Origin of the sequence: Pseudomonas triticifolii (assembly GCF_014358015.1) — a bacterium.
In the GTDB taxonomy this organism is placed as follows: domain Bacteria; phylum Pseudomonadota; class Gammaproteobacteria; order Pseudomonadales; family Pseudomonadaceae; genus Aquipseudomonas; species Aquipseudomonas triticifolii.
This window is the reverse complement of the sequence record NZ_JACONV010000002.1, coordinates 83,418-108,773: the sequence shown is the minus strand read 5'-3', so window position 1 is coordinate 108,773 and position 25,356 is coordinate 83,418. Positions and strand designations below refer to the sequence as shown.

Below are 25,356 nucleotides of genomic sequence, written 5' to 3'. Positions count from 1 at the left end.
CAGGTAATCCCCCATGGCTTTAATCGCTCGAGATCGACGCAGAAAACGCAAGCCGGTCGCAGAAATGAACGTAGTGCCCTACATCGACGTGATGCTGGTGCTGCTCGTGATTTTCATGGTGACGGCTCCCATGATCAACCAGGGCGTGAAGGTCGACTTGCCCAAGGTCTCCAGCGAGGCTTTGCCGCAAGACAATAACAACCAGGTCCTGACCATTTCGATCAAGGCTGATAAGACCTATTACTGGAACCTTGGCAGCGAAGTCGACACCGACAAGCAGATGGACAAGGCGATGACCCTGCCGCAGCTGACGGCCGCAGTCACCAAGATCGTCGCTGCCGGACGTGATGCCGGCAAGCAGACACAGGTGTTCATTCGTGGTGACAAGACTGTTGATTACGGTTCTGTCATGGGCACGATGGGCGGGCTGCAGAAAGCCGGGGTCGGGAACGTTGGCCTGATTACCGAGGCACCCTGATGCAGCCGATTCGAGAGCCGACTGCCTCGGAAAGCTATTTCTGGCCCAGTGTCTGGGCTGTGGCGTTGCATATCCTGATTTTTGGCATGCTGTTCGTGAGCTTTGCCATGACGCCCGATCTGCCTGAAGCCAAGCCTATCGTTCAGGCAACGCTTTACCAGCTCAAGTCCAAAAGTCAGGCGACGACCCAGACCAACCAGAAAATTGCTGGCGAGGCGAAGAAGACTGCTGCGCGACAGACTGAAGTCGAGCAGCTGGAGCAGAAGAAAATCGAGCAGTTGAAACAGGAAGCTGTTAAAGCTGCGGAACAAAAGAAAGAAGAGACCGCTCAAAAAGCGGAAGAACAAAAGGCTGCCGACGAAGCCAAGAAGGCCGAGCAGAAAGCAGAGGAAGCCAAAAAGGCTGACGATGCGAAGAAAGCTGATGAGGCCAAGAAGGTCGCCGACGCCAAAAAAGCTGAAGAAAAGCAACTGGCCGACATAGCCAAGAAAAAAGCTGAAGACGAAGCGAAGAAGAAAGCCGAGGAAGACGCCAAGAAGGCTGCTGCCGAGGAAGCCAAGAAGCAGGCTGCTGACGAGGCCAAGAAAAAGGCCGCTGAAGACGCCAAGAAGAAGGCTGCTGAGGACGCTAAGAAGAAAGCCGCTGCCGACTCCGCCAAGAAAGCGCAGGAAGCCGCTCGTAAATCTGCCGAAGACAAGAAGGCGCAGGCACTGGCCGATTTGCTGTCCGATAAAACGGAACGCCAACAGGCTAAGGCAGATGAGCAGGGTGCGGAAACCGCTGGCAGCTTCGACGATCTGATTCGTGTGCGTGCATCCGAAGGCTGGAGTCGTCCTCCATCGGCACGTAACAACATGACGGTAGAGTTGCGGATTAACATGTTGCCGGACGGCACCATCACTTCGGTTGTGGTTGCCAAGTCAAGTGGTGACGGGCCGTTCGATAGCTCTGCGGTTGCTGCGGTGAAAAACATTGGGCGTTTGACAGAAATGCAAGGTCTCAAGCCTGCTGACTTCGCTCCGTATCGTTCATTCAAGATGACATTCACACCTGGAGATCTAGCCTTGTGATCAACCTTTTTCGAGGACTGCTTTTCGTTCTCTGCTGTGCAGCCGGAGTTGCGGCCGCAGAAGAAAAGAACATTCTGGTCACCAGCGGCAGTGACCGTGCCACCCCGATCGCTGTCGTGCCGTTTGGCTGGCAGGGCGGCAATGTGCTGCCGGAAGACATGGCGGAGATCATTGGCAATGACCTGCGCAACTCCGGCTACTACTCGCCGATCCCGAAGCAGAACATGATCAGCTTGCCGACTCAGGCCAGCGAAGTCATTTTCCGTGACTGGAAAGCACTGGGTGCCCAGTACGTCATGGTCGGCAACATTGTTCCTGCAGGCGGTCGTCTGCAGATTCAATATGCGCTGTTCAACGTCGCTACCGAGCAACAGGTCCTGACCGGTAACGTTTCCGGCACCAACGACCAGTTGCGTGACATGGCGCACTACATTGCCGACCAGTCTTTCGAGAAGCTCGTCGGCATCAAGGGTGCGTTCTCGACGCGCATGCTGTACGTCACGGCAGAGCGTTTCTCGGAAAACAATACGCGTTACACCCTGCAGCGTTCGGACTACGACGGTGCGCGTGCAGTGACGTTGTTGCAGTCCCGCGAGCCGATCCTGTCGCCGCGCTTTGCGCCGGATGGCAAGCGTATTGCGTATGTATCGTTCGAGCAGAAGCGTCCGCGCATCTTCGTTCAGCACATCGATACCGGGCGTCGCGAGCAGATCACCAACTTCGAAGGCCTGAACGGCGCACCTGCGTGGTCGCCGGATGGCACCAAGCTGGCATTCGTGCTGTCCAAGGACGGTAACCCGGAAATTTACGTGATCAATCTGGCTTCGCGTCAGTTGAGCCGTGTGACCAATGACTCTTCCATCGACACCGAACCGTTCTTCGGCAAGGATGGCTCGACGATCTACTTCACGTCGGACCGTGGTGGAAAGCCGCAAATCTACAAAACCAATATCAATGGCGGTGGTGCCGAACGTGTTACGTTCGTGGGTAACTACAACGCCAATCCGAAATTGTCAGCCGATGAAAAGACGCTGGTGATGATTCACAGGCAGGAAGGCTTCACTAATTTCAAGGTCGCCGTGCAGGATTTGGCCCGCGGAAGCGTAAAAATCCTCACAGATAGCAACCTTGATGAGTCGCCTACTGTTGCGCCCAACGGCACCATGGTAATCTACGCCACCCGCCAGCAGGGCCGGGGAGTCTTGATGCTCGTGTCCATTAACGGACGCGTAAGGCTCCCGCTTCCTACCGCTCAAGGCGAAGTCAGAGAACCTTCCTGGTCCCCTTACCTGAACTGACGCGGCGCTACACGATTTGCTTAACACACTGGGGTTCATTAGGAGTTTCAAGATGGAAATGCTGAAGTTTGGTAAGTTTGCTGCGCTGGCTCTGGCCATGGCTGTAGCTGTAGGTTGCTCGTCCAAAGGCGGCGATAACGCCGGCGCTGGCGCTGTCGACCCTAACGCTGGTTACGGTGCCAACACTGGCGCTGTTGACGGCTCCCTGAGCGAAGAAGCTGCACTGCGCGCAATCACCACCTTCTACTTCGAATACGACAGTTCGGACCTGAAGCCAGAAGCCATGCGCTCCCTGGACGTGCACGCTAAAGACCTGAAAGCTAACGGCGCTCGCGTTGTTCTGGAAGGCAACACCGACGAACGTGGTACTCGTGAGTACAACATGGCACTGGGCGAGCGTCGTGCGAAAGCCGTTCAGCGCTACCTAGTACTGCAAGGTGTTTCCCCAGCTCAGCTGGAACTGGTTTCCTACGGCGAAGAGCGTCCAGTTGCTACTGGCAACGACGAGCAGTCGTGGGCTCAGAACCGTCGCGTCGAACTGCGTAAGTAATTTGACATGCGAACGTGCCGACGTGCTCTAACCGTTTTGGCCCTCGCCCTTCCGCTTTCAGCGTTGGGTGCGGCTCCTGTGGTCGATAACAATTCTGGCTCTGGCAGCAGCAGTTATCCGCCAGCGGGTTATGGCACGTCCGGCGCCTATGCCGGGGGAGGGGTTACACCTCCTCCCTCGGCACAAGGTCAGCTGTTCATGCAACTGCAACAAATGCAGGACGAAATCGCGCGTTTGCGCGGTGTTGTCGAGGTCCAGCAGAACGACATCCAGCGCATGAAGCAGGAAGCTCTGGAGCGTTATCAGGAACTCGATCAACGTATAGCCAGTGGCGCTGCCGCTCCGGCTACCAATAATTCTCAACCTTCTGGTGGCGCAGTTGACGCCAGTGGGACGCCTTCGGCTCCAGCCGCTCAGGCACCGGCAGCAGGCACTGAGCCTCCTGATCCGGCGAAGGAAAAGCTTTATTACGAAGCGGCCTTCGATTTGATCAAGGCGAAGGATTTCGACAAGGCCAGTCAGGCCTTCACCGCATTCCTGCGCAAATACCCGAACAGCTCGTACGCGGGCAATGCCCAGTACTGGTTGGGCGAAGTGAATCTGGCTAAAGGTGACCTTCAAGGCGCTGGTCAGGCATTCGCCAAAGTGAGTCAGCAGTATCCGAAACACGCCAAAGTGCCTGATTCGCTGTACAAGCTGGCGGATGTTGAACGCCGCCTGGGTCATAATGACAAGGTCAAAGGCATTCTGCAGCAGGTTGTTGCCCAGTATCCGGGTACTTCCGCCGCTCAGCTGGCACAGCGAGACCTTCAGCGTCTCTGATGTCCTGACTCGTAAATCAAGAAAGCCGCGCTCGTCGCGGCTTTTTTCGTTAGAATCTCGCACCCGAAATTCCGGTACACATTACGCTTCGCTGGATTCTGCGAGTGCAGGGTTCCTTGAAGTGCCTGACGGAGGCGGACGGCCTGTTTAGCTGTTACGCCCGTGGCTGATATGCAAGACACATTACGCATCACCGAAATATTTCACTCGTTACAGGGTGAAACCCGTACGGCTGGGCTGCCCACCGTATTTGTCCGCCTGACCGGCTGCCCTTTGCGATGCCAGTACTGTGACAGCGCTTATGCGTTCACCGGCGGCACCATTCAGTCGCTCGATGACATCATGGGGCAGGTCGCGGCTTACCGTCCCCGCTACGTCTGTGTGACGGGCGGGGAACCACTGGCGCAGCCCAACGCCATTGCGTTGCTCAAGCGTCTGTGTGACGAAGGATATGAGGTCTCGCTGGAAACCAGCGGTGCACTGGATATCTCCGCTGTTGACCCTCGCGTCAGCCGCGTCGTCGATCTCAAGACCCCAGGGTCAAAAGAGGTCACGCGTAACCGTTACGAAAACATCGAGTTGCTGACGTCCAACGATCAGGTCAAGTTTGTGATCTGTTCGCGTGAGGACTACGACTGGGCGGTTTCCAAACTGATTCAGTACGGGCTTGATCGTCGTGCTGGCGAAGTTTTGTTCTCTGCCAGCCATCATGAGCTCAAGGGTCGTGATCTGGCCGACTGGATCGTGGCTGACAACCTGCCAGTACGTTTGCAGATGCAACTGCATAAATTTCTTTGGGACGACGAGCCGGGGCGCTGAAATGACTGAATTGACCATGACCGAGAAAAAAGCCGTCATCCTGTTGTCGGGTGGCCTGGACTCCGCAACGGTCGTTGCCATGGCGCGCGCTGAAGGCTACGCCTGCTACACCATGAGTTTCGACTATGGGCAGCGTCACCGCGCCGAACTCGACGCAGCCGCACAGGTGGCTCGCGACCTTGGGGCCATCGAGCACAAGGTCATCGGCCTCAACCTCAATGGAATTGGCGGTTCTGCGCTTACAGATAGCTCCATCGCAGTGCCTGAAGCGCCGTCAGAAGGCATCCCCGTCACTTACGTGCCTGCACGCAACACCGTATTTCTGTCACTGGCGCTCGGCTGGGCAGAAGTCTTGGGCGCGCGTGACATCTTCATTGGTGTGAATGCCGTGGATTATTCCGGTTATCCGGATTGCCGTCCCGAGTTTGTCGAGTCGTTCGAGCGTATGGCCAATCTGGCTACCAAGGCCGGAGTGGAAGGGCAGGGCTTCACCATCCGCGCTCCGCTTCAGAACCTGAGCAAGTCCGACATCGTCAAGGCGGGCACAGCGCTGGGCGTCGATTATGCACTGACGGTTTCCTGCTACCAGGCCGATGACCAGGGTCGTGCCTGCGGCAAATGCGACAGCTGCCGTCTGCGCGCAGAAGGCTTTGCCGCTGCCGGCGTAGCAGACCCGACACGTTATTTTTAAAATTTTTAAAAATAGGTGTTGAATTACTCATAAAAATCAGTAATATACGCGCCACACAACAGAGGGTCGTTAGCTCAGTTGGTAGAGCAGTTGGCTTTTAACCAATTGGTCGTAGGTTCGAATCCCACACGACCCACCATTTCGAAAATCTGGAAGGCCCATGAAAATGCGGATTTCCAGATTTTTTTTTGCCTTGACGATCGTCATGCGATGCAGATCTGCGTGGTCAGGCACCTTCGTAAGGTTTACGACTGCCGTGACTTCGAGATCACGTTTGGCCACATCGATTCCGGAGACAGGGGCTGCGTAGAAGTCTACACAGGTTTATGCAGATCCCCGTTTCAACCCGTTCGCTGACTACGCAATGTTCCGTACGGCCTGGCCCTTGCGTTCAAGAGTGAATGCTCACTAAATTCCAGTGTGATCAGCTATTTTCCATGTGCTCCTCATGGACGAGTTTGAGCCTTTCGAGTTCGTTGATTACTTCGCAAAAAACGTCACTCAATACAGGATCAAAATGGCTGCCGGCATGCTCTTTGATGTAGCTCGCGGCGGCTTCGATGTCCCACGCCGGCTTGTAGGGGCGGACCATGCGCAAGGCGTCATAGACATCGCACAGGGCAACAATTCTTGCGCTCAGAGGAATGTCTTCACCCTTCAGGCCAGAAGGATAGCCACTGCCGTCCCATTTTTCGTGATGCCCGAGGGAAATTTCTGCGGCCATATCGGTTAAACCCGAGCCGTGAGGGTCGTGCAGGATTTCGTACCCGATGCGTGGGTGCGTCTGCATCTGTGCACGTTCTTCGCTCGTGAGCGGACCAGGTTTTTGCAGGATGCTGTCGGGCACACCTATCTTGCCTACGTCGTGCATGGGCGCTGCTTGTCTGATCAGATCACACCAGCTTGCTGGCATGCCGATTTTTCTCGCCAGCAGCGCCGCCGACTGCCCGATGCGGTCGATGTGGTTGCCGGTGTCATTGTCTCTGTAACTGGCGGCACGGCTCAAGCTGCGCAGCATAGCGCGGTAGCTCTCCTGAAGTTGTGCAGTGCGTTGCTCCACCTTGAGCTCCAGCTCGTGCTTGGCAGCTTTTAACAGACGGCTGCTTTGCGCAAGCATCAGGCAGCCACGAACTCTCAACAAGACCTCAGGCATATCGATGGGCTTGCAGATGTAATCGTTGGCGCCTTTTTCAAGACCAATACGCCGACTATGCGGGTCATCCAGGGCGGTGACGATGATGATTGACGAGACGGTTCGGTCCCTGCCCTGTAAGGCGTCGAGAATATCGAAGCCATTTGGGGAAGGCATATCGAGATCCAGCAGCAGGAGGTCCCAATCGTTGTCCCGACACCATTGCAGACCGTCTGCGGAGTTCGAGAAGGTTCGAATGTGCTGCAAGTTGAAGGCACGCAGACATGACTCCAGCAGGAGAATGTTGGTGGCTACATCGTCGATGATGACGATGACTGCATCGCCTCTGATGGTCGAGAACATCTGTTACTCCTTCCTAGACTTCTGCACGGAACAGGTCTTGGCGACTTTGCCTACAAGGGTTGCTTGACTCCTTACACGTTCTGGCTAAAACCCATCGGCAGCTCTATCCAGAATCGACTTCCTGTTGCGACCTTGCTGATGACCCCCATCTTGCCGTTCATGAGTTCCGCCAGTTCCCGACACAGTGCGAGACCGATCCCGGTTCCCTGGATTTTCGAGTTCTCTTTGCCCAAGCGTTGAAAGGGCTGGAACAGTTGTTCCAGCAGTTCAGCATCAATGCCTTGTCCGGTATCTTCGACAAAAAGACGAACAACCTGCTGCTGCTCATCAACTTCAGCTCCGATGACAATAGACCCATTCGCCCGATTGTATTTAGCTGCGTTCGTTAAAAGGTTGATAAGCACCTGCTTGACACGTCTACCATCGGCAATGACAAGGCACGGCTGTGGCAGCGACCGTATTTTCAGTGAGAGACCTTGAGCAAAGGTCTGCGGTGTGATCATCGCGAAGCATTCTTGAAACAAGGTCTCGACATCAACGGGTTTGAGTGTGAGGCGTGGTGCTTCAGCCTGCAGGCTTGACCACTCCAGCAAAGCCTCCACAAGCTGCTGGAGGTGTTTACTGGCGTTCATGATCTCTTGGGTGTAGGCGTGTGCTTGTGCCGGGCTTACGTCGGGGTGCAGTTGACTGAGTTGGGCAAACCCCTGAATCGCGTTCAGCGGCGTTCTGAGTTCGTGACTCATGCTGGAGATGAAGCGCGATTTCGTCTGGCTTGCTGCTTGGGCCTCAATGGTTTTTTCGCGTAAATCGTGTTCGACCTGCTTGAGGGTATCGATGTCGACACACGTGCCGACAACTGTGGTGCTGCAAGTGGCAGGACTGCTCAGCGTGCTGGCGCGACAAAGCAGCCAGATCAGTTCTCCCTGCCGGTCAGGCAGACGAAACTCGACTTCGGCTACGCAGGCCTCTTTGGCCTGGACGGCTTCGAGCAGACGCCAGAAGCCTTGCCGATCCTCCTCCGGCATGAGGCCCAGCAGGTGCTTGGGCGAGACGTTTGTTGCTGGCAACCCAAAGCGTGTGCAGAGAGGCCCCTTGAACATGAAGGTGTCCGACTGGGGCGTGTATTCCCACATGCCTTCGGTGACGTTTTCCAGCACGATTTGAAGGCGTTGCTGGGCGGCTCTCTGACGAGCGTCGGCTGCGTCCAGTTGCCTGCCCATGTCCAGGGTTTTACTGGACATGGTATTCAATTCTTTGATGCTTGAGCGAGGAGCCCGCGGAGCCCAGTTACCCTGACCAATTTCGCGCATCATGTTGGCCAGCCCGAGCATGGGTAGGCTGATTTGTCGGCTCAGACTACGCGAGCGCATCCATAGGTAGGCGAAAAAAACGGCATAGAAAGCCAGCAGGCCTGCGACCATCAGGTATCCGACATATTGAAAGTGTTTTGCCTGATGCTGGATTTCCTGCATGACAATGTGCTCCTCAACCACAGCCAGCAGGTTCCATTCTGCCGAGCGGATCTTGCTCCAGGCCATCAGGTGAGTGCGCTTGTCCAGTTCTGCGGAAATCAGCCCTTCTGGCTGGAGTTTTAGCGCCGAATCAAGAGCACGAAGGTCCGGATGGGATGCCAGGGAGAATTCTGAGGACTTGAAGTGTTCGCGTCTGATCTTTGTGTAAACGGCGCTGCTTTCCAGCGGCGGTACGCCGAAGTCGCTTTCGGCCTCTGTTGGCAGAGCCATGATGGTGTGTTCCTTGCTGACCAGCGTCAGGTACCCCGCCCAGGGAACGTGGAGTCTGGCAATCTTTTGCAGAATGGCATCCACGGTGACGTCGATACCCACAACGCCTTTAAGGGTGTCACCTATGTAGACAGGCGTGACCACGGACATCATCCAGCCATTGCCCGCCGGATCTAAATAGACGTCGGTCCACACCGGTATGCGAAGGGGATTATGTTTGGTGTCTGCCAGGTAATAGAAATTGAACAGCGGTATGTTCATGTCATGAGGGTACTGGGCCAGGGTATCGATCCAGGGGTAAATGCGGTTGTAGCTGTCGGCACTGTTGAAATACACGCTGGTGATCAGCGGATTGCCATCCTTGAGTGCCTTGAGCATAAAGTCCACGCGTTTCAGGCGAGAGACCATGTCCAGGTCCTGTCGATCCAGCGGTGTGATATTGGAGTAGAACGACGCGGCGCCTCCATCGTTAACATCGCTATAGCGTACGCCGTCCGGGCTGGTGGCTAGTTTGGCTGGCTCGTAGGGGAGCGTTTCGGCGAGCTCCGTTTCGACAGTGCTGGCCAGCAGCTGAGACAACGAGCTGATCTGCTCCAACTCGCTATCAACAATGTCGGCGTTCTGTTTTACCGAGGCTTGCAGCTCACGAGTGGCGTTTTGGTGCAGATAGTTGCTTTGCGAATCGAGAATTGATTGGTTGGCCAGAAAGTAGGCAGTCAGCAAGGCGAGTTCGACCACGACCAAGGGCACGAGGCTAGTTCGCAAAAAAGCTCGCCAGATCCAGTGGCGGAACTCGATGCTAGGCTTGACCTGGCTCATGGTGTGCTTCCTGCCGTCGCGGCATTTCGAGCGGATAATGTTATTTTGATATCATTCTTGGGCCGGTCTCTCAAAATGTCCAGCTCATTGGAGAAAAGGGGATTACATTGAGTGTGTCATTGATGACGCACCCGTTCCGGGGATGAAAAGCGAGCTGTACTTTCCCTCCCCGATTGACGTTGAGCCATCGCCTCAGCTCGCCCAGGGATACCGGCACGCATGGAATCGATCCTGACACAGGAGAAGTGGGAACACAGCGAGCCCCGTTATCGGGAAATTTTTGAGCACTCGCTGGATATGATGTCTCTGTTGGAGATCGGGCCGACGCTGGAGCTGATCTGCCTGGAGGCCAACCCCGCCCTGTATCGCCGACTTGCTCGTGCTCAGGACGAAGTGATCGGTAAAGCCATTGGGCAAGTTCTGACACTCGAAGTCGCCAATATTGTGGAAGCGATCTGCTTGCATTGCATCGACGTGGCCGGGCCTATCGAACTCGATACCCAGTTACCCTGTGGCGCCCAGCCACTCTACGTGCATTTCAATCTTGTACCGCTGAAGGACGAGGCTGGTGCGCTTCGGCGGATTGTCTGCATTGCCCGTGATTTCACCGATCTTCGCGAGGTTCAACGCAAGGAGCGTGAGCGTCAGCAGGAAATCGGAACGTTGGTAGAAAACTCTCCGGATGGCATTGCCCGCCTTAACAAAGACCGTCGACTGCTATACGTCAATCCGACTCTGGAGCAATGGCTGAACCAGCCCAAGGAGAACCTGTTGCACCGCTTGCTGGATGAGGTCCTGTGGCCAGGTGCGCAGTCGCGCATGCTGATCGAGGCTATCGCCGAGGCCGTGGAAGGGGGGCGTACTGTGCAGCACGAGTACGTGCGACAGCGCTCTCGGCGAGAACAGCGGGTGTTTCAGATCAGCTTGGTACCTGAATGGGATATGCAAGGACGATTGACCAGCTTGCTGGCGGTCATTCGTGACATTTCCATACTGCGCAATGCCCAGCGTAGTCTGGCGTCGTCCAACGCCCAACTGCATGACTTGCTGAGCAGTCGGGAGAATGCACGCGAAGAAGAGCGCAAACTTATCGCCAGAGAGATTCATGACGAACTGGGCCAGTACTTGACCGCGATCCGGATGGGCATCTCCCTGCTCAGGTTCCAGTACGGTGCGCAACTGCCGGCCTTGGGAGAGCAGGTGGGCAACCTTTTGCAACTGTCAGACAGGACGGTACAGGTCGTGCGCAACGTCTCAAATTCTCTGCGCCCTTCAGCCTTGAACATGGGGCTGGCGGCCTCACTGGAGTGGCTGACCGACGAGTTCACACGTCAGTGGTCAATGCCTTGCACCCTCGATTTACCCGCACAGTTGCCGATTCTGAATGACGCCGATGCTACGGCCGTTTTCCGGGTGGCCCAAGAGTCTCTGACCAACGTTGCCCGGCACGCTAATGCGTCGCGGGTGGATATTACGTTGACCCATGAAGGCGAACGCTGGTTGCTGCAAATTGTTGATGATGGTCAAGGATTCGAACTGCGTAGTCTGGGAGGTAAGACCCTGGGGCTGTTTGGCATGCGCGAGCGCGCCCTTATGCTGGGTGGCTGCGCTGAGATTTCCAGCATGCCGGGCAGCGGTACTGCGGTAAGGCTTTGGATTCCCGATCACAGGAGCGCCTGATCATGATTCGCTTACTGATAGCCGATGATCACCGGATCATGCGCGAGGGGCTTAAACAACTGTTCGCTCTGGTCAAAGAGCTGGAGGTCGTGGCGGAGGCTGAGAATGCCGCTCAGGTCCTCGATGGCTTGCGTACGCATCAAGTGGACGTGCTGTTGCTGGACATGAACATGCCAGGGGAGAGCGGCGAAAGTCTCATCGCGCGGCTCCGGGCACATTACCTGCAATTGCCGATTCTGATCCTGAGCATGCACAACGAAACCCACATCGCCCAGCGTGCCCTTCGCGCGGGTGCGTCAGGTTATCTGACCAAGGACCGCGACCCCGAGACCTTGCTGGCAGCCATCCGCAAGGTCGCTGCGGGAGGGCGCTACCTCGATCCCGTACTGGCCGAGCAGATCGCCCTGCAAACCACTTCGCCGGGGCCGACAGCACCCGGAGAAAGTCTTTCGGACCGCGAGTTTCAAATTTTACGCCTGTTGGCCCAAGGCTTTAGTGTCAATGAAATCGCACAACAGCTCATGATCAGCAACAAAACTGTCAGCACTCACAAAACCCGCCTAATGGAAAAAATGAGCTTCCTCTCCAATACCGACTTGGTGCGTTATGCCATCAGTCAGGACTTGATCTGAAAAGATAGGGCAAGCCATGTAGGGAAATCCCTACACACTTCGCAAATCCTTAACGCAAGATCAGCATTGTCTGATGGCTCATTGATATGAGTGGCGAGATAGTGGACTCAAGTGCCGATGAATTGTTGTTTCTCCAGCCCGACCGAGGCTGAAGGACACTTCAGACAGGTGGAGTGCGCCATGAAAGTACTGATAGCAGATGACTCATCCATGTCTCGCAAGCTGGTCTTGCGCTCACTGCCCGCCGTATTGACCGAGGATACCCGTCAGGCCTGCAACGGCGTCGAGGTGATGGAGGCCTACCATGCCGGATTGGTGGAACTGCTGTTCCTTGATTTGACCATGCCCGTTATGGATGGCTTCCAGACGCTTGAAGCCCTCAAGCGTGAAGACGCCAATGTGGTGGTTGTGGTGATCAGTGCCGATATCCAGCCTCAGGCCAGACAGCGAGTATTTGATCTGGGTGCTGCTGCGTTCGTCGCCAAGCCGGTGACGGCTGAAGCTGTACTCAATGCTTTGCACGTCATAGGGGTGCTGTGATGGAAACCCTGGCCGCCCTCACCGAAGATCAACGCGACGCATTGCAGGAACTGATGAACATTGCCATGGGACAGGCTGCAGAGCGCTTGGCGCTGTTGACCGGTACCATCGTTACGCTTTCGGTTCCTTTCATTCACCCACTGGTGCGGGAGCAGGACAACCTGTCGCTTCCAGATCATCTGCGCAGCAGTTTCATCATAGTGACGCGCCAATCCTTTTTGGGTGAGTTGCGTGGGGAAGTGTTCGTTTGCTTTGGCGCGATGGGGGCCGATGATCTGGCCGAACTATTGGGGTATGAAGGCGGTGGCACGGAGCAACAGGAAGAGTTGATGCTTGATGTCACCAATATTCTCTCCGGTGCCTGCATCAGTGGGTTGGCCCGGCAAGTGGCAATCCAGGTGAGCTATGACGCCCCTTCGATCTTGGTGCGCCGTGAAGAGCCGCAAAATTGTCTCGAAGAGTTGAACCTGAATGAACACCTGGCGATGGTGCTGGAAATCCGCTTTGAGGTCGAGGCTCACCAGTTTTCCTGTGACCTGCTGATCTGCATCACTGAACGGACTGCCGGTATCGTCATCCGCGCGATTGATCGTCTGCTTGACGGGCTTTGAAAGGAGCATCTTCATGACAGGCAACAAGGCGATTTCCCTGGAAACCCTTGAGTCCATGCTCAAGGCCATCAACATGGGCGTGCTGCTGGTGGATAAGGAGTACAAAGTACTGTTCTCCAACCACTTTATGTCCATCAACAGCGGGCGCCCGGCTGAGTCCTTGCTCGGGCACACACTGTTTGAAGCGTTCCCGGAGCTGCCGGAGCGTTGGACTCGGCAAAAGATCAACAGCGTCTTCACTTTGCAGAATTTCGCTTTTACGTCTTGGCAGCAGCGACCGCACCTCTTCAATTTCGACAGCACTCGGCCTATCAGTGGGTCGGTCAGGCACATGTATCAGAACTGCACCTTCTTCCCGGTACAGGATGCCGATGGCGGCTCCCTGGGAGTGGGGCTGGCCATCAGCGATGCGACCGACACGGCTGCCCGGCAGCTGGAGTTGGCGCAACTCAACGAGTTGCTTGAAGCGGAAAAGAGCGCCCAGGCACGCTTGATCGCACGCCTTGAGGAGGCTCAGGCGCAGTTGCTCCAATCCGAGAAAATGGCCGCGATAGGTCAACTTGCAGCAGGGGTGGCTCACGAGATCAATAATCCGATCGGGTTTGTTTCTTCCAACGTCAACAGCCTGCGTGGTTACCTTGCGGATCTGTTCTCTCTGATTGATGCCTATGAGCGGGCCTGCGACGAAAGCAGCACTCAGGATTCCCCTGAGCTTGCGAAGCTTCGCGACAAGACCGACTACAACTTTCTGCGTCAGGACATCGACGATCTGTTGGCAGAATCGGCCGACGGGCTGGACCGGGTCAATCGGATCGTCAAGGACTTGCGCGAGTTCTCCCACGTCGATAGCTGTGAATGGCAACTTGCCGATTTGCACAAGGGGCTGGACAGTACCCTCAACGTTATCTGGAATGAGATCAAGTTTAAGGCGCAGGTGATCAAGTACTACGGCGACATTGAACCGATCGAATGTATGGGCTCGCAGATCAATCAGGTTTTCCTGAACCTGATCATCAACGCCAGCCACGCGGTGGATACCCACGGTGAAATCATCATAAGCAGTGGTCGCGAGGGTGACGGGGTATTCATTGAGGTTGCCGATAACGGCCATGGTATCCCGGCTGATATCCAGAACCGGATATTCGAACCGTTTTTCACCACCAAACCAGTTGGTATGGGATCGGGTCTTGGCTTATCGCTATCCTACAACATCGTCGTCAAACACCATGGAAAGCTCACGGTAGAGAGTGAGCCGGGGCGGGGCAGTTGTTTCCGTGTATGGCTGCCATTGCGCCAACCCCAGGTAACTGTTTCCCCCACTTCTACTGTAGAAGGAAAATGATCATGGACACGGTATCTGTGAGCGAAAAACGCTATACCGTTCTGTTGGTGGATGACGAAGAGAATATTCTCAACAGCCTGCGTCGCGTACTACGGGGCAAACCCTATGACTTGCTGTTGGCGACCAGTGGCGATCAGGCTTTGGGCCTTTTTGAACTCCACCATATTGACCTGATCGTCAGTGATGCACGCATGCCGGGCATGGATGGGCCAACCTTGCTCAGCGAGGTGTATCAGCGCGATCCTGAGTGCATGAATATTCTGCTGACCGGTTATGCCGACATGAGCATGATCACCAAGGCTATCAATGAGGGACACATTTTTCGCTATATCAGCAAACCCTGGAATGATGATGAACTTCGGCTCACGCTTGAGCAGGCCTTGGAAATGCAGAGCGTGCGCCGGGATCGGGACAGCTTGGTGGAACGTATCCGCGAGCAGAACGAAACCTTGATTGATCTTAATGACAACCTTGAGCAACGGGTCAAGGCGCGCACGGCGGAGTTGCAACAGACCGCAGACATGCTTGATCTGGCGTATGACGAGTTGCGACACAGCTACGTGACCAGTACAGAAGTATTTTCGTTACTGGCCAATCAGCGCGTGCCGCGTGTGCGTCAGACCAATCAACGCGTCATAGAAGTCGTGCGCACTTACTGTGCCCACCATGATTTCAACGAAGCGGATACACGTAACTTGTCTATCGCTGCCGCCTTGTACAATGTCGGCAAGCTGGGCTGGACCGATCCGATGTTGCTGGCCTCTGCCGATTTGTTGTTACGCACGCATGCCGACGTCTACAAAAGTTATCCTGGCAAGAGTGAAGCGCTGTTGATGGCACTTGAGCCATTACAGGATGCTACCCATCTGATCCGCCATCACCAGGAACACTGGGATGGCAGCGGCTTCCCTGATCGCCTCATAGGGCAGGCCATCCCTTTAGGCGCGCGGGTCCTGAAGCTGGCAGTTGATTTTGTGGAGCTGCAATGCGCACTGGTGCTGGATCGCTACCTCACCCGTGATGAGGCACTGGTCTATCTGCGCCACAACAAATCTCGGCTTTACGACCCCGGGCTGATTGAGCCATTTATCGAGGTGTGCACCCGTTATCTGCCGGAAAACTTTATCGACCCTTCAGTCAAGGCACTGGATGTGCGGCGTTTACTGCCCGGTATGGTGCTTGACCGTAATCTGAACGCCAGTAACGGAATGCTGTTATTGAACGAAGGTAAGGTGTTGACACCCATGCTGATCGAAAAGCTTTTAGCTTTTGAAGCTGTCGATGGTGGTCATTTCACTGTGTTTATTCGGGCTGATCATTAAGTCAAACCATCACTGTCAGTACGTGGATTACCCGGTTCCGCTGGAGTGCATGCCATGGTCCGATCGCTTCTGATAGTGAGTGATTCGTCTTCCCTCAGCCGAATGTTGAGTATCACCCTCAAGGGGGGCGGTTATGACGCGATCAACAGCTGCGAGGCTAATGACGCTCTGGTTTGGCTAAGCAATAACAAGGCGCATCTGATCCTGATTGATAGGGATATGTCCGCTATGGACGCAATGGCCTTCTTAGAGGAAGTCCGGTGCTTGCCAGGCTGCAGGTTTACTCCGGTTATCATGCTTACGACCGTGGTCGACGATGCAGCACATCAGCGAGGTCTGAATTCAGGTGTCAAGCATTGGATCTCCAAGCCGTTTCAGCCCCATCATCTGTTAGCGACGGTTTATGGCCTGATCCTTTTGTGAAGAGGGCTCTATTATGTGCAACGCCGATGGCTTGTTGCAGCGCATAGTCATCAAGGAAGGAGACCTGACGATCATCACGGCACATGCCCAACACGAGCTGTTGCTGGAGGTGATCGCTATGGCAAAGGAAATAGAAATCGACTTGTGTGATGTCGTGGAAATAGACGCTGCGGGTGTGCAGCTACTGATTACGGCCAGGATTGAGTCTGATCGCCTTGGGCGCCATCTGTTGTTGAGCAATGCCAGCGAGGTGATGATCAGTACATTGGAAGCGCGCGGGTTGAGTCGTCTGTTGGAGACGGATGCGTGAAAGGGAAAACTCATTAAGTGAACAGTGGCGGGTTGTAAAAGTCATGGTTGCCTTGCCGATTTTAATTCGCGAGCGGCCGTGCGTAGCGATCAGCTCTTATTAATAATCAAAAAAACGCCTCCACAGAAGGAGGCGTTCTTTAACACGTTTCAAACCAACGGCATCACGCCAAATCGAAGCGGTCCAGGTTCATCACTTTGGTCCAGACTGCCACGAAGTCTTTGACAAACTTCTCTTGCGCATCCGCGCTGCCGTAAACCTCGGAAATCGCACGCAGTTGAGCATGTGAACCGAAGACCAGATCGACGCGGGTGCCGGTCCATTTGACAGCGCCGGTCTTGCGGTCACGTGCCTCAAAGGTGTCGTTTGCACCCGAGGTCGCTTTCCACTCAACGCCCATGTCCAGCAGGTTCTTGAAGAAATCGTTGGTCAGGGTTCCCGGCTGTTCAGTGAACACGCCGTGCTTGTTGCCACCGACGTTAATATTCAGGACCCGCAGTCCGCCCAGCAGCACGGTCATCTCTGGCGCAGTCAGGGTCAGCAGTTGCGCTTTGTCGACCAGCAACGATTCGGCAGAGACTTTGTAATGTGCCTTCTGGTAGTTGCGGAAACCATCAGCGATCGGCTCAAGGAAGCTGAACGATTCAACATCCGTCTGTTCCTGGGACGCATCTGCGCGGCCCGGAGTGAAAGGAACTGTGACGTGCTGGCCTGCATTTTTTGCAGCCTGCTCGACACCTGCACTACCGGCGAGGACGATCAGGTCGGCGAGCGAAACCTTCTTGCCACTCGACTGAGCGGCATTGAACTCGCCTTGAATGCCTTCAAGGGTCTTCAAGACACCTGCCAGTTGCTCAGGTTGGTTGACAGCCCAATCCTTCTGCGGCGCGAGGCGCAGACGCCCGCCGTTGGCACCGCCGCGCTTGTCCGAACCACGGAAGGTGGACGCTGCCGCCCATGCGGTCGAAACCAGCTGCGAGGCCGAAAGCCCCGAGGCAAGAATCTTGCTCTTGAGCGCGGCTACGTCCTGATCATCCACGAGGGCGTGATCCACGCTTGGAATCGGGTCTTGCCACAGCAGTTCTTCGGTCGGTGTTTCGGGGCCCAGGTAGCGGGCCAGTGGGCCCATGTCACGGTGAGTCAGCTTGAACCAGGCGCGGGCAAACGCGTCAGCCAGTTGATCGGGGTTGGCCAGGAAGCGTCGGGAAATCTGCTCGTAAGCCGGATCAAAGCGCAGTGCCAGGTCCGAGGTCAGCATGCTCGGTGCATGACGCTTGCTTGAGTCGTGGGCGTCCGGAATCTTGCCAGCGCCTGCGCCGTTCTTCGGCGTCCATTGGTGTGCGCCTGCAGGGCTCTTGGTCAGTTCCCATTCGAAGCCGAACAGGTTTTCGAGGTACTCATTGCTCCACTTTGTCGGAGTAGAAGTCCAGGTCACTTCCAGGCCGCTGGTGATGGTGTCGGCACCCTTGCCGCTGCCGAATTTGTTGCTCCAGCCGAACCCTTGTTCTTCCAGACCTGCCGCTTCAGGTTCTGGACCGACGTTGTCGGCAGGGCCCGCGCCGTGTGTCTTGCCGAACGCGTGACCACCGGCGATCAGCGCCACGGTCTCTTCATCGTTCATCGCCATGCGACCGAAGGTTTCACGAATATCCTTCGCCGAGGCAACCGGGTCCGGAACACCTTCAGGCCCTTCCGGGTTGACGTAAATCAAGCCCATCTGCACCGCAGCGAGCGGGTTTTCCAGATTGCGCTCACCGCTCGACGTGCGGCTTTCTTCGTTCGAGTGATTCTCCGGCTCGGCGACCAGCGTACCGTCGCCAGGCTGCTGCATTTTCTTCTGCGCGCCATAGCGCTCTTCGCCGCCCAGCCAGGTGGTCTCAGAGCCCCAGTACACGTCTTCTTCCGGTTCCCATACATCCGGGCGACCACCGGAGAAACCGAACGTCTTGAAGCCCATGGACTCCAGCGCGACGTTACCGGTCAGCACGATCAGGTCAGCCCAGGATATCTTGCGGCCGTATTTCTGCTTGACCGGCCAGATCAAGCGACGTGCCTTGTCCAGGCTGACGTTGTCGGGCCAGCTGTTGAGTGGTGCAAAACGCTGCTGACCGGCACCCGCGCCGCCACGACCGTCGCCTGTACGATACGTCCCGGCGCTGTGCCAGGCCATGCGAATGAACAGCGGACCGTAATGACCAAAGTCTGCTGGCCACCAGTCCTGAGATTGGGTCATGACATCGCGCAGGTCCTGTTTGACCGCTTCGAAATCAAGGCTCTTGAACTCTTTGGCATAGTCGAAACTCTCGCCCATCGGGTCCGAGAGCGTGGAATGCTGATGCAGAATCTTCAGATTCAGCTGCTTGGGCCACCAGTCACGGTTGGTGGTGCCGCCGCCAGCAGCGTGGTTGAAGGGGCATTTCGATTCAGTTGACATGCTTGATACACCTTTTTTGTCATTGCATCCGGCCGCCCAGTCCACTCGGACTTCAGACAGCAGTGACGGAACTCAATAGCACAGGATTCATAACGGCCGCCCGATCAGCGATCAGGCCGGCTCTTTATACGCCGCACAGCGATGATCAGATTGCCGCGAGGCGAGCCCACAACGTGCAAAACAGGCTTGAGCTCATTCTTATCTCCTTATCAGGGTGACATCGCACGGCTTTCGCCGATGCCCCTCCAGATTAGCCCTCTTCACGAAGATTTCTAATAGAAAGAACATTAAGGTTCGATAGGCAGACTCTGGCCTGTATCACTGGCGAAGCGACTGGCCACGTTGATCCTGTGTTTCTTGTCATGGTCGGTACGCCCGCGCAGTCATCATGGCTTAGAACTGCGTCACGACAGTTACACCTGCCGTTTCAAACTGGTCCATGTTCACCAGTGCATCAATGGATTGCTCAAGGCTGATGGTTTTGCCGATGAGCTTCTCCGGGCTCAACTTCCCCGACGTGATCATCGCCATCATGGCGTCATACCGATGCGCCTGCATGCCGTGACTGCCGTAGATTTCAAGTTCATAGCCAATGACTTTACTCATCGGGATCGCTGGCGTTGCCTGGTCGGCGAGCATCAGCCCGACCTGGATATGTTTGCCGCGACGGCGCAGGTTATTGATGGAATTGAAACATGTGGTGGGGTGGCCCAACGCATCAATCGAAACATGGGCACCGCCCTGTGTTATTTCCAGAACGGCCTCCGTGACGTCTGCCACCTGATTTGCATTCACCGTCGCAACTGCGCCGAGCGTGCGGGCGAGTTCCAGTTTGTCGTCCGAGATGTCGATGGCGATGACGTTTGCGCCGAGGGCTTGAGCGATCATGACGGCCGACAGGCCTACACCGCCGCAACCATGGACAGCCACCCACTGACCTGCAGAGACTTTGCCTTGGTCAACCACGGCGCGAAACGACGTCACGAAGCGGCATCCCAGGCTGGCGGCCGTGGCGAAGTCCATGCTTTCAGGCAGCGCCACCAGATTCAGGTCTGCGCGATGGATTCCGACGTATTCGGCAAACGACCCCCAGTGAGTGAAGCCAGGTTGAAACTGAGTGTGGCAGACCTGTTGATTGCCGCTGTTGCATTCAGGGCAGGCACCGCAGCCACCCACGAACGGAACAGTCACACGATCACCCACTTTCCATTTTGTGACCTCATGACCTACCTCGGCCACGATGCCTGCAAGTTCATGCCCCGGGATATGCGGCAACTGGATGTCCGGGTCATGGCCTTTCCAGCCATGCCAGTCGCTGCGGCAGACGCCTGTACCTTGTACCTGAATCACAACGCCATGGCGCTCAGGGGTTGGATCATCCACGCTCATCATGCGCGGCGGTGTCGAGAAGGCTTCGTAGACTATGGCTTTCATGAAAGCGACCTGTGTTTGAGTAGTTATTCCTGCCTTTCGGTGCGGGTTCGATTCGGCGATGAAATCGATCTGCTTGCCGCACCCTATTATGGATAAAAGCGCTGAAATGACTTTTCAGACTGCAATTGACAATAAGTGAGGTGTGAAATTAACTTTCAATAAAATCGATAATAAAGAAAGGTTCTCCCATGAATGAAGTGCTGGACAAAGTTGATGTTTCAATTGCCGATCGTTTGCAAAGAGACGGTCGGTTGTCCAACGTCAAGCTGGCGGAGACACTTTCCCTGAGCGAAGCCTCGTGCTGGCGAAAGCAAAAACGACTGGAAGAGCGTGGAATCATCCAGGGGTATCAGGCCATTCTGGATCGAAAGAAGTTGGGGCTTGGTGTCATGGCGTTCGTGCAGATTTCCTGTACCGATCACAGTGAAGAGGCGACTGCCCGGTTCGAAAAGCTTATCGAGATGGCGCCTCAGGTGCTCAGCTGTCATAACACCACGGGCGAGGCTGACTTTTTACTGCAGGTTGTCGCCAGGGACCTGGACAGCTACAGCCGATTCGTTGAGCGTGTGCTGAGAAAGCTTCCGGGGGTATCAAGTATTCGCTCGAATCTTTCACTGCGCGAAATGAAAACCACCAATCGATTGCCGGTGACGGAGTTGTTGAGTCTCTGAGGGAAGACAGTCCGGTCTTGAACATCATGAGAGGCGAAAATGTGCCCACTGTCTGAGTCAGTCCGCCGCTTTATGAGTGGAATGTGTGTGTTGCTGATGACCCTGCAAGGCGGGTGCAGCAGTACCACCCATGCTTACCCGATCGGCGATGGCGGGGTACCGGACTTTTACATCTGGACCGACAGCGTGCCGGCAATGCCGGGGAAACTGCTGCGATCCGAGCCAATGGCGGTATCCCGGAGTCTTGGTGGTGCGTCCAGAAACATCCGCTTTCTGTACACCTCAACGGATGGCATTGAGGGCCGTAAAAGGGACATTGTTTCCGGCGCGCTGTTCATTCCTCAAGGCAGTCCGCCACCGGGTGGCTGGCCGCTGATGGCCTGGGCGCACGGCACGGTGGGCAGCGCCGACATCTGCGCGCCATCGTTCGCAGGACGCAGCCCGCGCGATACCCGCTACCTGAATCACTGGCTTGCACTCGGTTACGCAGTGGTGGCAACCGATTATCAGGGGCTTGGAACGCCCGGGCTCCATCCCTATGGGCTCACCCGACCGCTTGCGTATAACATCCTCGACAGCGTTCGAGCGGTGATGAGCGGTGGTTTCGATCTTTCAAAGCGGGTGGTCGTGTTGGGTCAGTCCCAAGGCGGACGAGCGGCTTTTGCTACGGCGGTCTATGCCCGAATCTATGCGCCTGATCTGGACATTGTGGGTGTGGTTGCCACAGGCACACCTTACGCTGGAGTAAGAAAACGATCGGGCACGCCAGGCGGATCAACGCCTTCGACGTTTTCATACAACTTGTTGAGATTGAGTACCGGCGCGCTGCTCGATCCATCCTTTGTGCCCAGCGACTATTTGAGCGAGCGGGCAATTCCCGCATTCCAACTCAGTCAACGTGCCTGCCTGCACGCCATCGAACAGCAAGTAATTGCGGATCAGCTCACCTTCGACAACAGTTTCAGGCAATCACCAACGCCTGTGCTCGACAGGATAAATGCCGCGTCAGCCTATCCGACGTTGAAGTCAGATATTCCAGTGTTTATCGGGACGGGCGGTCAGGATCGCGATGTTTCTGTTGCGCAGCAGACGGCGTTGGTCGCTGATGCCTGTAAAGCAGGCAGTCGAGTCGAGTGGCATCTTTACCCTGAACTGGATCATTCCGGAGCGGTCAATGGCTCGCTGGTCGATTCGGTAACCTTTGTTCGCAAGGCATTTTCAGGTGAGCGTATTACGGGTAACTGCAACGCCGTTCTGCCACGTCACTAGACATTTGTTTTAGTGCCGATTACCGGCCTGTTGTCTTTTAGGCCAAGCGTCATTCTCATTGTTCGGGCCGACTTAAAAACTACTGTGAAATCAGTTTTTTATAGCTAGAATCGGCCACGCTTCACATGCAGGACAGACGCCTGCATACAGGCCGGAAGGTCTCAGCACACTGAGCGTTTCGGCATTATTTAATGCCTGTCTTTCGGGTGTAAACTTGCCTTTCGCGCTCAAGCGCCTTCAGGTCCCGCGAACATGACACAGATTTCCGAACGCTTTCTGGTACAAGCGCATCTCGATGCCAAGCAGCCCAAGGCGTTGAGTCCAGCAGAACAGGCGCATTATCGCGCCGAGATCGCAGCCGAGCTCAAGAAGCAGGACGCGGTGCTGGTCGCTCACTATTACTGCGACCCTGTGATTCAAGCGTTGGCCGAGGAAACAGGCGGCTGCGTGGCTGATTCACTGGAAATGGCGCGCTTCAGCAACAATCACGCTGCCAGCACCGTACTGGTGGCGGGTGTGCGTTTCATGGGCGAGACGGCCAAGATCCTCAACCCGGAAAAACGCGTCTTCATGCCGACCCTGGAAGCGACCTGTTCGCTGGATGTGGGCTGTCCGGTGGACGAATTCTCGGCGTTCTGTGATCAGCATCCAGAGCGAACGGTCGTTGTTTATGCCAATACCTCGGCGGCTGTCAAAGCCCGGGCTGACTGGGTGGTGACCTCAGGTTGCGCACTGGAGATCGTCGAAAGCCTGATGGACAACGGCGAAAAGATCATCTGGGCGCCGGACAAGCACCTGGGTCGCTACATCCAGCGTGAAACCGGTGCCGACATGCTGTTGTGGGACGGCGCATGCATCGTCCACGAGGAGTTCAAATCCAAGCAGCTTGAGGACATGAAGGCGTTGTATCCCGAAGCTGCGATTCTGGTTCACCCGGAGTCGCCGGAAGCTGTCATTGAGCTGGCCGACGTTGTGGGTTCGACCAGCCAGATGATCGCGGCCGCGCAAAGGTTGCCGAACAAGACCTTCATCGTGGCTACCGATCGCGGCATTTTCTACAAGATGCAGCAGGTGTGCCCGGACAAGATCTTCATCGAAGCCCCGACAGCCGGAAATGGCGCGGCCTGCCGCAGTTGCGCGCATTGCCCGTGGATGGCGATGAACACGCTTGAGCGCACCTTGCAGTGTCTGCGAGAGGGCTCCAACGAGATCTTCGTCGATCCGGCGCTGATCCCTAATGCTATCCGCCCCTTGCAGCGCATGCTGGACTTCACTCAGGCAGCGCGTATACGGCAAGCGGGCAATGCCTGACAGGCGTTGACTGGCGCAAACGAAAAGCCCGACTCAGATGTCGGGCTTTCTGTTTTCAGAGCGGATGACTCAAGCGCTGTCAGTTCATCATGTCCTTGACCATCCGCTCCTGCTCGATCAGATCCTTCTGCCGTGCGTCGATGCGTGACGCCAGCTGGAAGTTATTGCTCGCGCGCCGTTTGGCGAAGTCCAGTTGCTGAATGGCCTGGCGGAAATCACCCACTAGCGCGAAGTATTCAGCCCGAGCCTGGTGCAGGCCGACTGTGTTGCCATTGAGGCCGCGGGTCTCTGCCACGACGTACCAGATGTCAGGATCATCGGGACGCGTCTTCAGCAACGCCTCAAGGCCTTTCTCCGCCTCGGCAGTGCGGTTCTGTTTGAGCAGCACGTCGATGCGCACATCATTGAGCGGGTAGTTGTTCGGGTACAGCGTGAGCATGCGCTCAACCCGTTGCTGCGCATCGGCGAGGCGATTGTTGGTGATGTCCAGGTCGATCTGCGTCAGGTTGTAGGTGATGTCGTTCGGTGCTTTTTCCAGCAGCGGCTTCAGGCTCTCACGGGCCTCATTGAGCTGGCCGCCTTTGATCTGTGCAATGGCAAGGCCGTAGCGTGCCGCGTCGGATTTCGGGTTTTCCACCAGTTGCGCACGGAAGCGCTTGGCGGCGATGCCGGGTGTTTCTTCGTAGATGAGCGCAACGCGTGCCCGCATCAGTTGATAGAGGACACTGTCTTCCTTGCCGCCCGGTTTGGCCTGTTCGGCGCGGTTGCGGGTGTCGGCAATCCGCGATTCGCTGACCGGGTGAGTCAGCAGGAACTCTGGCGGCCGTGCATCGAATCGATACTGGCGCATCAGGCGCTCGAACATGGTCGGCATGTTGCGTGGGTCGTAGCCGGCTTTTTCCAGGTTCAGGATGCCGATGCGGTCAGCCTCCTGCTCGTTCTGGCGTGAGAAGCGACGCTGTTCCTGAATGGCGGCGGCCTGAGAGCCTGCAATGGCGGCGATGCCAGCGTCACCGGCACCGGCAGCCGCCATCACGATACCCGCCAGCATGGCGGCCATGACCGGCACCTGCATGCGCTGCTGCGCTTCGATGCCACGGGCGAAGTGGCGTTGCGACAAGTGAGCGAGTTCGTGGGCGAGCACCGAAGCGTATTCGCCTTCAGTCTGGGCGTTGAGAAACAGCCCGCCGTTGACGCCGATGATCCCGCCCGGTGCAGCGAAGGCGTTCAACTGTGGGCTGTTGATCAGAATGAATTCAAGACGTCTGTCCTGCACCTGACTGGTTTCAGCCAGACGATAGACCGACGTCTCGACGTAATCCTTGAGCTGCGGATCCGAGAGCTGGCTGACCTGACCTCGCAACAGGCCCAGCCAGGCGCGCCCCAGCTTGTGCTCCTGTTCGGGCGAGACGATGGAAGAACTGGAGTCGCCCAGGGATGGCAGGTCATCGGCCATGCCCGGCACGGCAAACAGGCAGGCGAGCGTGAGCAGTGTAGGACGCAAAAAATTCATGCACGAAGCTCTTTTCTTAAGAGCCTGTACTGTAGCTGGCTAAATGGCGTGCTGACCAGAGTGAGGTATTCTTGCTGGCT

The 25,356-nt window shown here is 56.1% G+C and carries 23 protein-coding genes and 1 tRNA gene; 19 read left to right on the top strand and 5 right to left on the bottom strand.

The features are described 5' to 3' along the window. Window positions 1-13 precede the first annotated feature (13 nt). The 8 genes from tolR (at window position 14) to H8S56_RS05145 (ending at window position 5,867) form a co-directional block, all read left to right on the top strand. Entirely contained in the window at window positions 14-478 is a 465-nt protein-coding gene (tolR, locus tag H8S56_RS05180; RefSeq protein ID WP_002554654.1) for a protein TolR, read from the top strand. Next, window positions 478-1,548: a cell envelope integrity protein TolA gene (gene tolA / locus H8S56_RS05175; protein WP_187518062.1), complete on the top strand. Its 1,071-nt coding sequence runs from the start codon at window positions 478-480 to the stop codon at window positions 1,546-1,548. The genes tolR and tolA overlap by 1 nt, the downstream gene beginning before the upstream one ends. Next, window positions 1,545-2,846 (top strand): Tol-Pal system beta propeller repeat protein TolB, encoded by a 1,302-nt coding sequence (gene tolB / locus H8S56_RS05170; protein WP_083185900.1) that lies wholly within the window; start codon window positions 1,545-1,547, stop codon window positions 2,844-2,846. The genes tolA and tolB overlap by 4 nt, the downstream gene beginning before the upstream one ends. 52 nt (window positions 2,847-2,898) lie before the next feature. Beyond that, window positions 2,899-3,396, top strand: coding sequence for a peptidoglycan-associated lipoprotein Pal (pal, locus tag H8S56_RS05165; protein ID WP_004879156.1), 498 nt, complete (start codon window positions 2,899-2,901; stop codon window positions 3,394-3,396). Between the two features lie 6 nt (window positions 3,397-3,402). Continuing rightward, on the top strand, window positions 3,403-4,218 hold the full coding sequence (ybgF, locus tag H8S56_RS05160; RefSeq protein WP_080266022.1) for a tol-pal system protein YbgF: 816 nt from the start codon (window positions 3,403-3,405) through the stop codon (window positions 4,216-4,218). Between the two features lie 171 nt (window positions 4,219-4,389). Continuing rightward, complete coding sequence (gene queE, locus H8S56_RS05155; RefSeq protein WP_187518061.1) at window positions 4,390-5,037, top strand: 7-carboxy-7-deazaguanine synthase QueE; 648 nt, start codon at window positions 4,390-4,392, stop codon at window positions 5,035-5,037. A gap of 16 nt (window positions 5,038-5,053) precedes the next feature. Beyond that, window positions 5,054-5,728: a 7-cyano-7-deazaguanine synthase QueC gene (gene queC, locus H8S56_RS05150; RefSeq protein ID WP_163032189.1), complete on the top strand. Its 675-nt coding sequence runs from the start codon at window positions 5,054-5,056 to the stop codon at window positions 5,726-5,728. Between the two features lie 63 nt (window positions 5,729-5,791). Next, a tRNA-Lys gene (locus H8S56_RS05145) sits at window positions 5,792-5,867 on the top strand. 285 nt (window positions 5,868-6,152) lie between these two features. Here H8S56_RS05145 and H8S56_RS05140 read toward each other — a convergent pair. Further along, complete coding sequence (locus H8S56_RS05140; protein ID WP_187518060.1) at window positions 6,153-7,223, bottom strand: HD domain-containing phosphohydrolase; 1,071 nt, start codon at window positions 7,221-7,223, stop codon at window positions 6,153-6,155. Between the two features lie 71 nt (window positions 7,224-7,294). Further along, window positions 7,295-9,784: an ATP-binding protein gene (locus H8S56_RS05135; protein ID WP_187518059.1), complete on the bottom strand. Its 2,490-nt coding sequence runs from the start codon at window positions 9,782-9,784 to the stop codon at window positions 7,295-7,297. A 219-nt stretch (window positions 9,785-10,003) separates the two neighbouring features. Here H8S56_RS05135 and H8S56_RS05130 point away from each other — a divergent pair, with 219 nt between their 5' ends. The 8 genes from H8S56_RS05130 (at window position 10,004) to H8S56_RS05095 (ending at window position 16,644) form a co-directional block, all read left to right on the top strand. Next, window positions 10,004-11,464, top strand: a complete 1,461-nt coding sequence (locus H8S56_RS05130; protein ID WP_187518058.1) for a PAS domain-containing sensor histidine kinase — start codon at window positions 10,004-10,006, stop codon at window positions 11,462-11,464. A gap of 2 nt (window positions 11,465-11,466) precedes the next feature. Beyond that, complete coding sequence (locus H8S56_RS05125; protein ID WP_024686247.1) at window positions 11,467-12,096, top strand: response regulator; 630 nt, start codon at window positions 11,467-11,469, stop codon at window positions 12,094-12,096. Window positions 12,097-12,276: 180 nt separating this feature from the next. Further along, entirely contained in the window at window positions 12,277-12,636 is a 360-nt protein-coding gene (locus H8S56_RS05120; protein ID WP_024686248.1) for a response regulator, read from the top strand. Next, window positions 12,636-13,247 (top strand): chemotaxis protein CheC, encoded by a 612-nt coding sequence (locus H8S56_RS05115; RefSeq protein ID WP_024686249.1) that lies wholly within the window; start codon window positions 12,636-12,638, stop codon window positions 13,245-13,247. The genes H8S56_RS05120 and H8S56_RS05115 overlap by 1 nt, the downstream gene beginning before the upstream one ends. A gap of 13 nt (window positions 13,248-13,260) precedes the next feature. Continuing rightward, complete coding sequence (locus H8S56_RS05110; RefSeq protein ID WP_187518057.1) at window positions 13,261-14,589, top strand: ATP-binding protein; 1,329 nt, start codon at window positions 13,261-13,263, stop codon at window positions 14,587-14,589. A 2-nt stretch (window positions 14,590-14,591) separates the two neighbouring features. Continuing rightward, window positions 14,592-15,911 (top strand): HD domain-containing phosphohydrolase, encoded by a 1,320-nt coding sequence (locus H8S56_RS05105; protein WP_235986748.1) that lies wholly within the window; start codon window positions 14,592-14,594, stop codon window positions 15,909-15,911. A gap of 54 nt (window positions 15,912-15,965) precedes the next feature. Next, window positions 15,966-16,334, top strand: a complete 369-nt coding sequence (locus tag H8S56_RS24825; RefSeq protein WP_187518055.1) for a response regulator — start codon at window positions 15,966-15,968, stop codon at window positions 16,332-16,334. Window positions 16,335-16,347: 13 nt separating this feature from the next. After that, window positions 16,348-16,644: an STAS domain-containing protein gene (locus H8S56_RS05095; protein ID WP_187518054.1), complete on the top strand. Its 297-nt coding sequence runs from the start codon at window positions 16,348-16,350 to the stop codon at window positions 16,642-16,644. Between the two features lie 163 nt (window positions 16,645-16,807). Here H8S56_RS05095 and katG read toward each other — a convergent pair whose 3' ends face one another. Both katG and H8S56_RS05085 read right to left on the bottom strand, forming a co-directional pair. Continuing rightward, window positions 16,808-19,078: a catalase/peroxidase HPI gene (gene katG / locus H8S56_RS05090; protein ID WP_187518053.1), complete on the bottom strand. Its 2,271-nt coding sequence runs from the start codon at window positions 19,076-19,078 to the stop codon at window positions 16,808-16,810. Window positions 19,079-19,471: 393 nt separating this feature from the next. Next, the gene (locus tag H8S56_RS05085; RefSeq protein WP_187518052.1) at window positions 19,472-20,512 is read right to left on the bottom strand and encodes a zinc-dependent alcohol dehydrogenase family protein; all 1,041 of its coding nucleotides are present in this window, start codon (window positions 20,510-20,512) and stop codon (window positions 19,472-19,474) included. 188 nt (window positions 20,513-20,700) lie between these two features. On the opposite strand from H8S56_RS05085, the gene H8S56_RS05080 reads away from it, so the two are divergent. The 3 genes from H8S56_RS05080 (at window position 20,701) to nadA (ending at window position 23,763) form a co-directional block, all read left to right on the top strand. Continuing rightward, complete coding sequence (locus H8S56_RS05080) at window positions 20,701-21,183, top strand: Lrp/AsnC family transcriptional regulator (RefSeq protein WP_187518051.1); 483 nt, start codon at window positions 20,701-20,703, stop codon at window positions 21,181-21,183. 81 nt (window positions 21,184-21,264) lie between these two features. Beyond that, complete coding sequence (locus H8S56_RS05075; RefSeq protein ID WP_408003777.1) at window positions 21,265-22,452, top strand: alpha/beta fold hydrolase; 1,188 nt, start codon at window positions 21,265-21,267, stop codon at window positions 22,450-22,452. 252 nt (window positions 22,453-22,704) lie between these two features. After that, on the top strand, window positions 22,705-23,763 hold the full coding sequence (gene nadA / locus H8S56_RS05070) for a quinolinate synthase NadA (RefSeq protein ID WP_024686256.1): 1,059 nt from the start codon (window positions 22,705-22,707) through the stop codon (window positions 23,761-23,763). 79 nt (window positions 23,764-23,842) lie between these two features. On the opposite strand, the gene H8S56_RS05065 is transcribed toward nadA, so the two are convergent. Beyond that, a complete protein-coding gene (locus H8S56_RS05065; protein ID WP_187518050.1) occupies window positions 23,843-25,276 on the bottom strand; it encodes a M48 family metalloprotease in 1,434 nt (477 codons plus the stop codon). Between the last annotated feature and the right edge of the window lie 80 nt (window positions 25,277-25,356).

Coding starts and splice junctions, on each gene's coding strand:
- H8S56_RS05115 (WP_024686249.1), top strand. CDS start 12,636: ATGGAAACCCTGGCCGCCCTCACCGAAGATCAACGCGACGCATTGCAG.
- H8S56_RS05075 (WP_408003777.1), top strand. CDS start 21,265: ATGTGTGTGTTGCTGATGACCCTGCAAGGCGGGTGCAGCAGTACCACC.
- katG (WP_187518053.1), bottom strand. CDS start 19,078: ATGTCAACTGAATCGAAATGCCCCTTCAACCACGCTGCTGGCGGCGGC.
- H8S56_RS05110 (WP_187518057.1), top strand. CDS start 13,261: ATGACAGGCAACAAGGCGATTTCCCTGGAAACCCTTGAGTCCATGCTC.
- H8S56_RS05120 (WP_024686248.1), top strand. CDS start 12,277: ATGAAAGTACTGATAGCAGATGACTCATCCATGTCTCGCAAGCTGGTC.
- H8S56_RS05135 (WP_187518059.1), bottom strand. CDS start 9,784: ATGAGCCAGGTCAAGCCTAGCATCGAGTTCCGCCACTGGATCTGGCGA.
- H8S56_RS05085 (WP_187518052.1), bottom strand. CDS start 20,512: ATGAAAGCCATAGTCTACGAAGCCTTCTCGACACCGCCGCGCATGATG.
- H8S56_RS05080 (WP_187518051.1), top strand. CDS start 20,701: ATGAATGAAGTGCTGGACAAAGTTGATGTTTCAATTGCCGATCGTTTG.
- pal (WP_004879156.1), top strand. CDS start 2,899: ATGGAAATGCTGAAGTTTGGTAAGTTTGCTGCGCTGGCTCTGGCCATG.
- ybgF (WP_080266022.1), top strand. CDS start 3,403: ATGCGAACGTGCCGACGTGCTCTAACCGTTTTGGCCCTCGCCCTTCCG.
- H8S56_RS05105 (WP_235986748.1), top strand. CDS start 14,592: ATGGACACGGTATCTGTGAGCGAAAAACGCTATACCGTTCTGTTGGTG.
- H8S56_RS05095 (WP_187518054.1), top strand. CDS start 16,348: ATGTGCAACGCCGATGGCTTGTTGCAGCGCATAGTCATCAAGGAAGGA.
- H8S56_RS05065 (WP_187518050.1), bottom strand. CDS start 25,276: ATGAATTTTTTGCGTCCTACACTGCTCACGCTCGCCTGCCTGTTTGCC.
- H8S56_RS24825 (WP_187518055.1), top strand. CDS start 15,966: ATGGTCCGATCGCTTCTGATAGTGAGTGATTCGTCTTCCCTCAGCCGA.
- tolR (WP_002554654.1), top strand. CDS start 14: ATGGCTTTAATCGCTCGAGATCGACGCAGAAAACGCAAGCCGGTCGCA.
- tolA (WP_187518062.1), top strand. CDS start 478: ATGCAGCCGATTCGAGAGCCGACTGCCTCGGAAAGCTATTTCTGGCCC.
- H8S56_RS05140 (WP_187518060.1), bottom strand. CDS start 7,223: ATGTTCTCGACCATCAGAGGCGATGCAGTCATCGTCATCATCGACGAT.
- queE (WP_187518061.1), top strand. CDS start 4,390: ATGCAAGACACATTACGCATCACCGAAATATTTCACTCGTTACAGGGT.
- H8S56_RS05130 (WP_187518058.1), top strand. CDS start 10,004: ATGGAATCGATCCTGACACAGGAGAAGTGGGAACACAGCGAGCCCCGT.
- H8S56_RS05125 (WP_024686247.1), top strand. CDS start 11,467: ATGATTCGCTTACTGATAGCCGATGATCACCGGATCATGCGCGAGGGG.
- queC (WP_163032189.1), top strand. CDS start 5,054: ATGACCGAGAAAAAAGCCGTCATCCTGTTGTCGGGTGGCCTGGACTCC.
- nadA (WP_024686256.1), top strand. CDS start 22,705: ATGACACAGATTTCCGAACGCTTTCTGGTACAAGCGCATCTCGATGCC.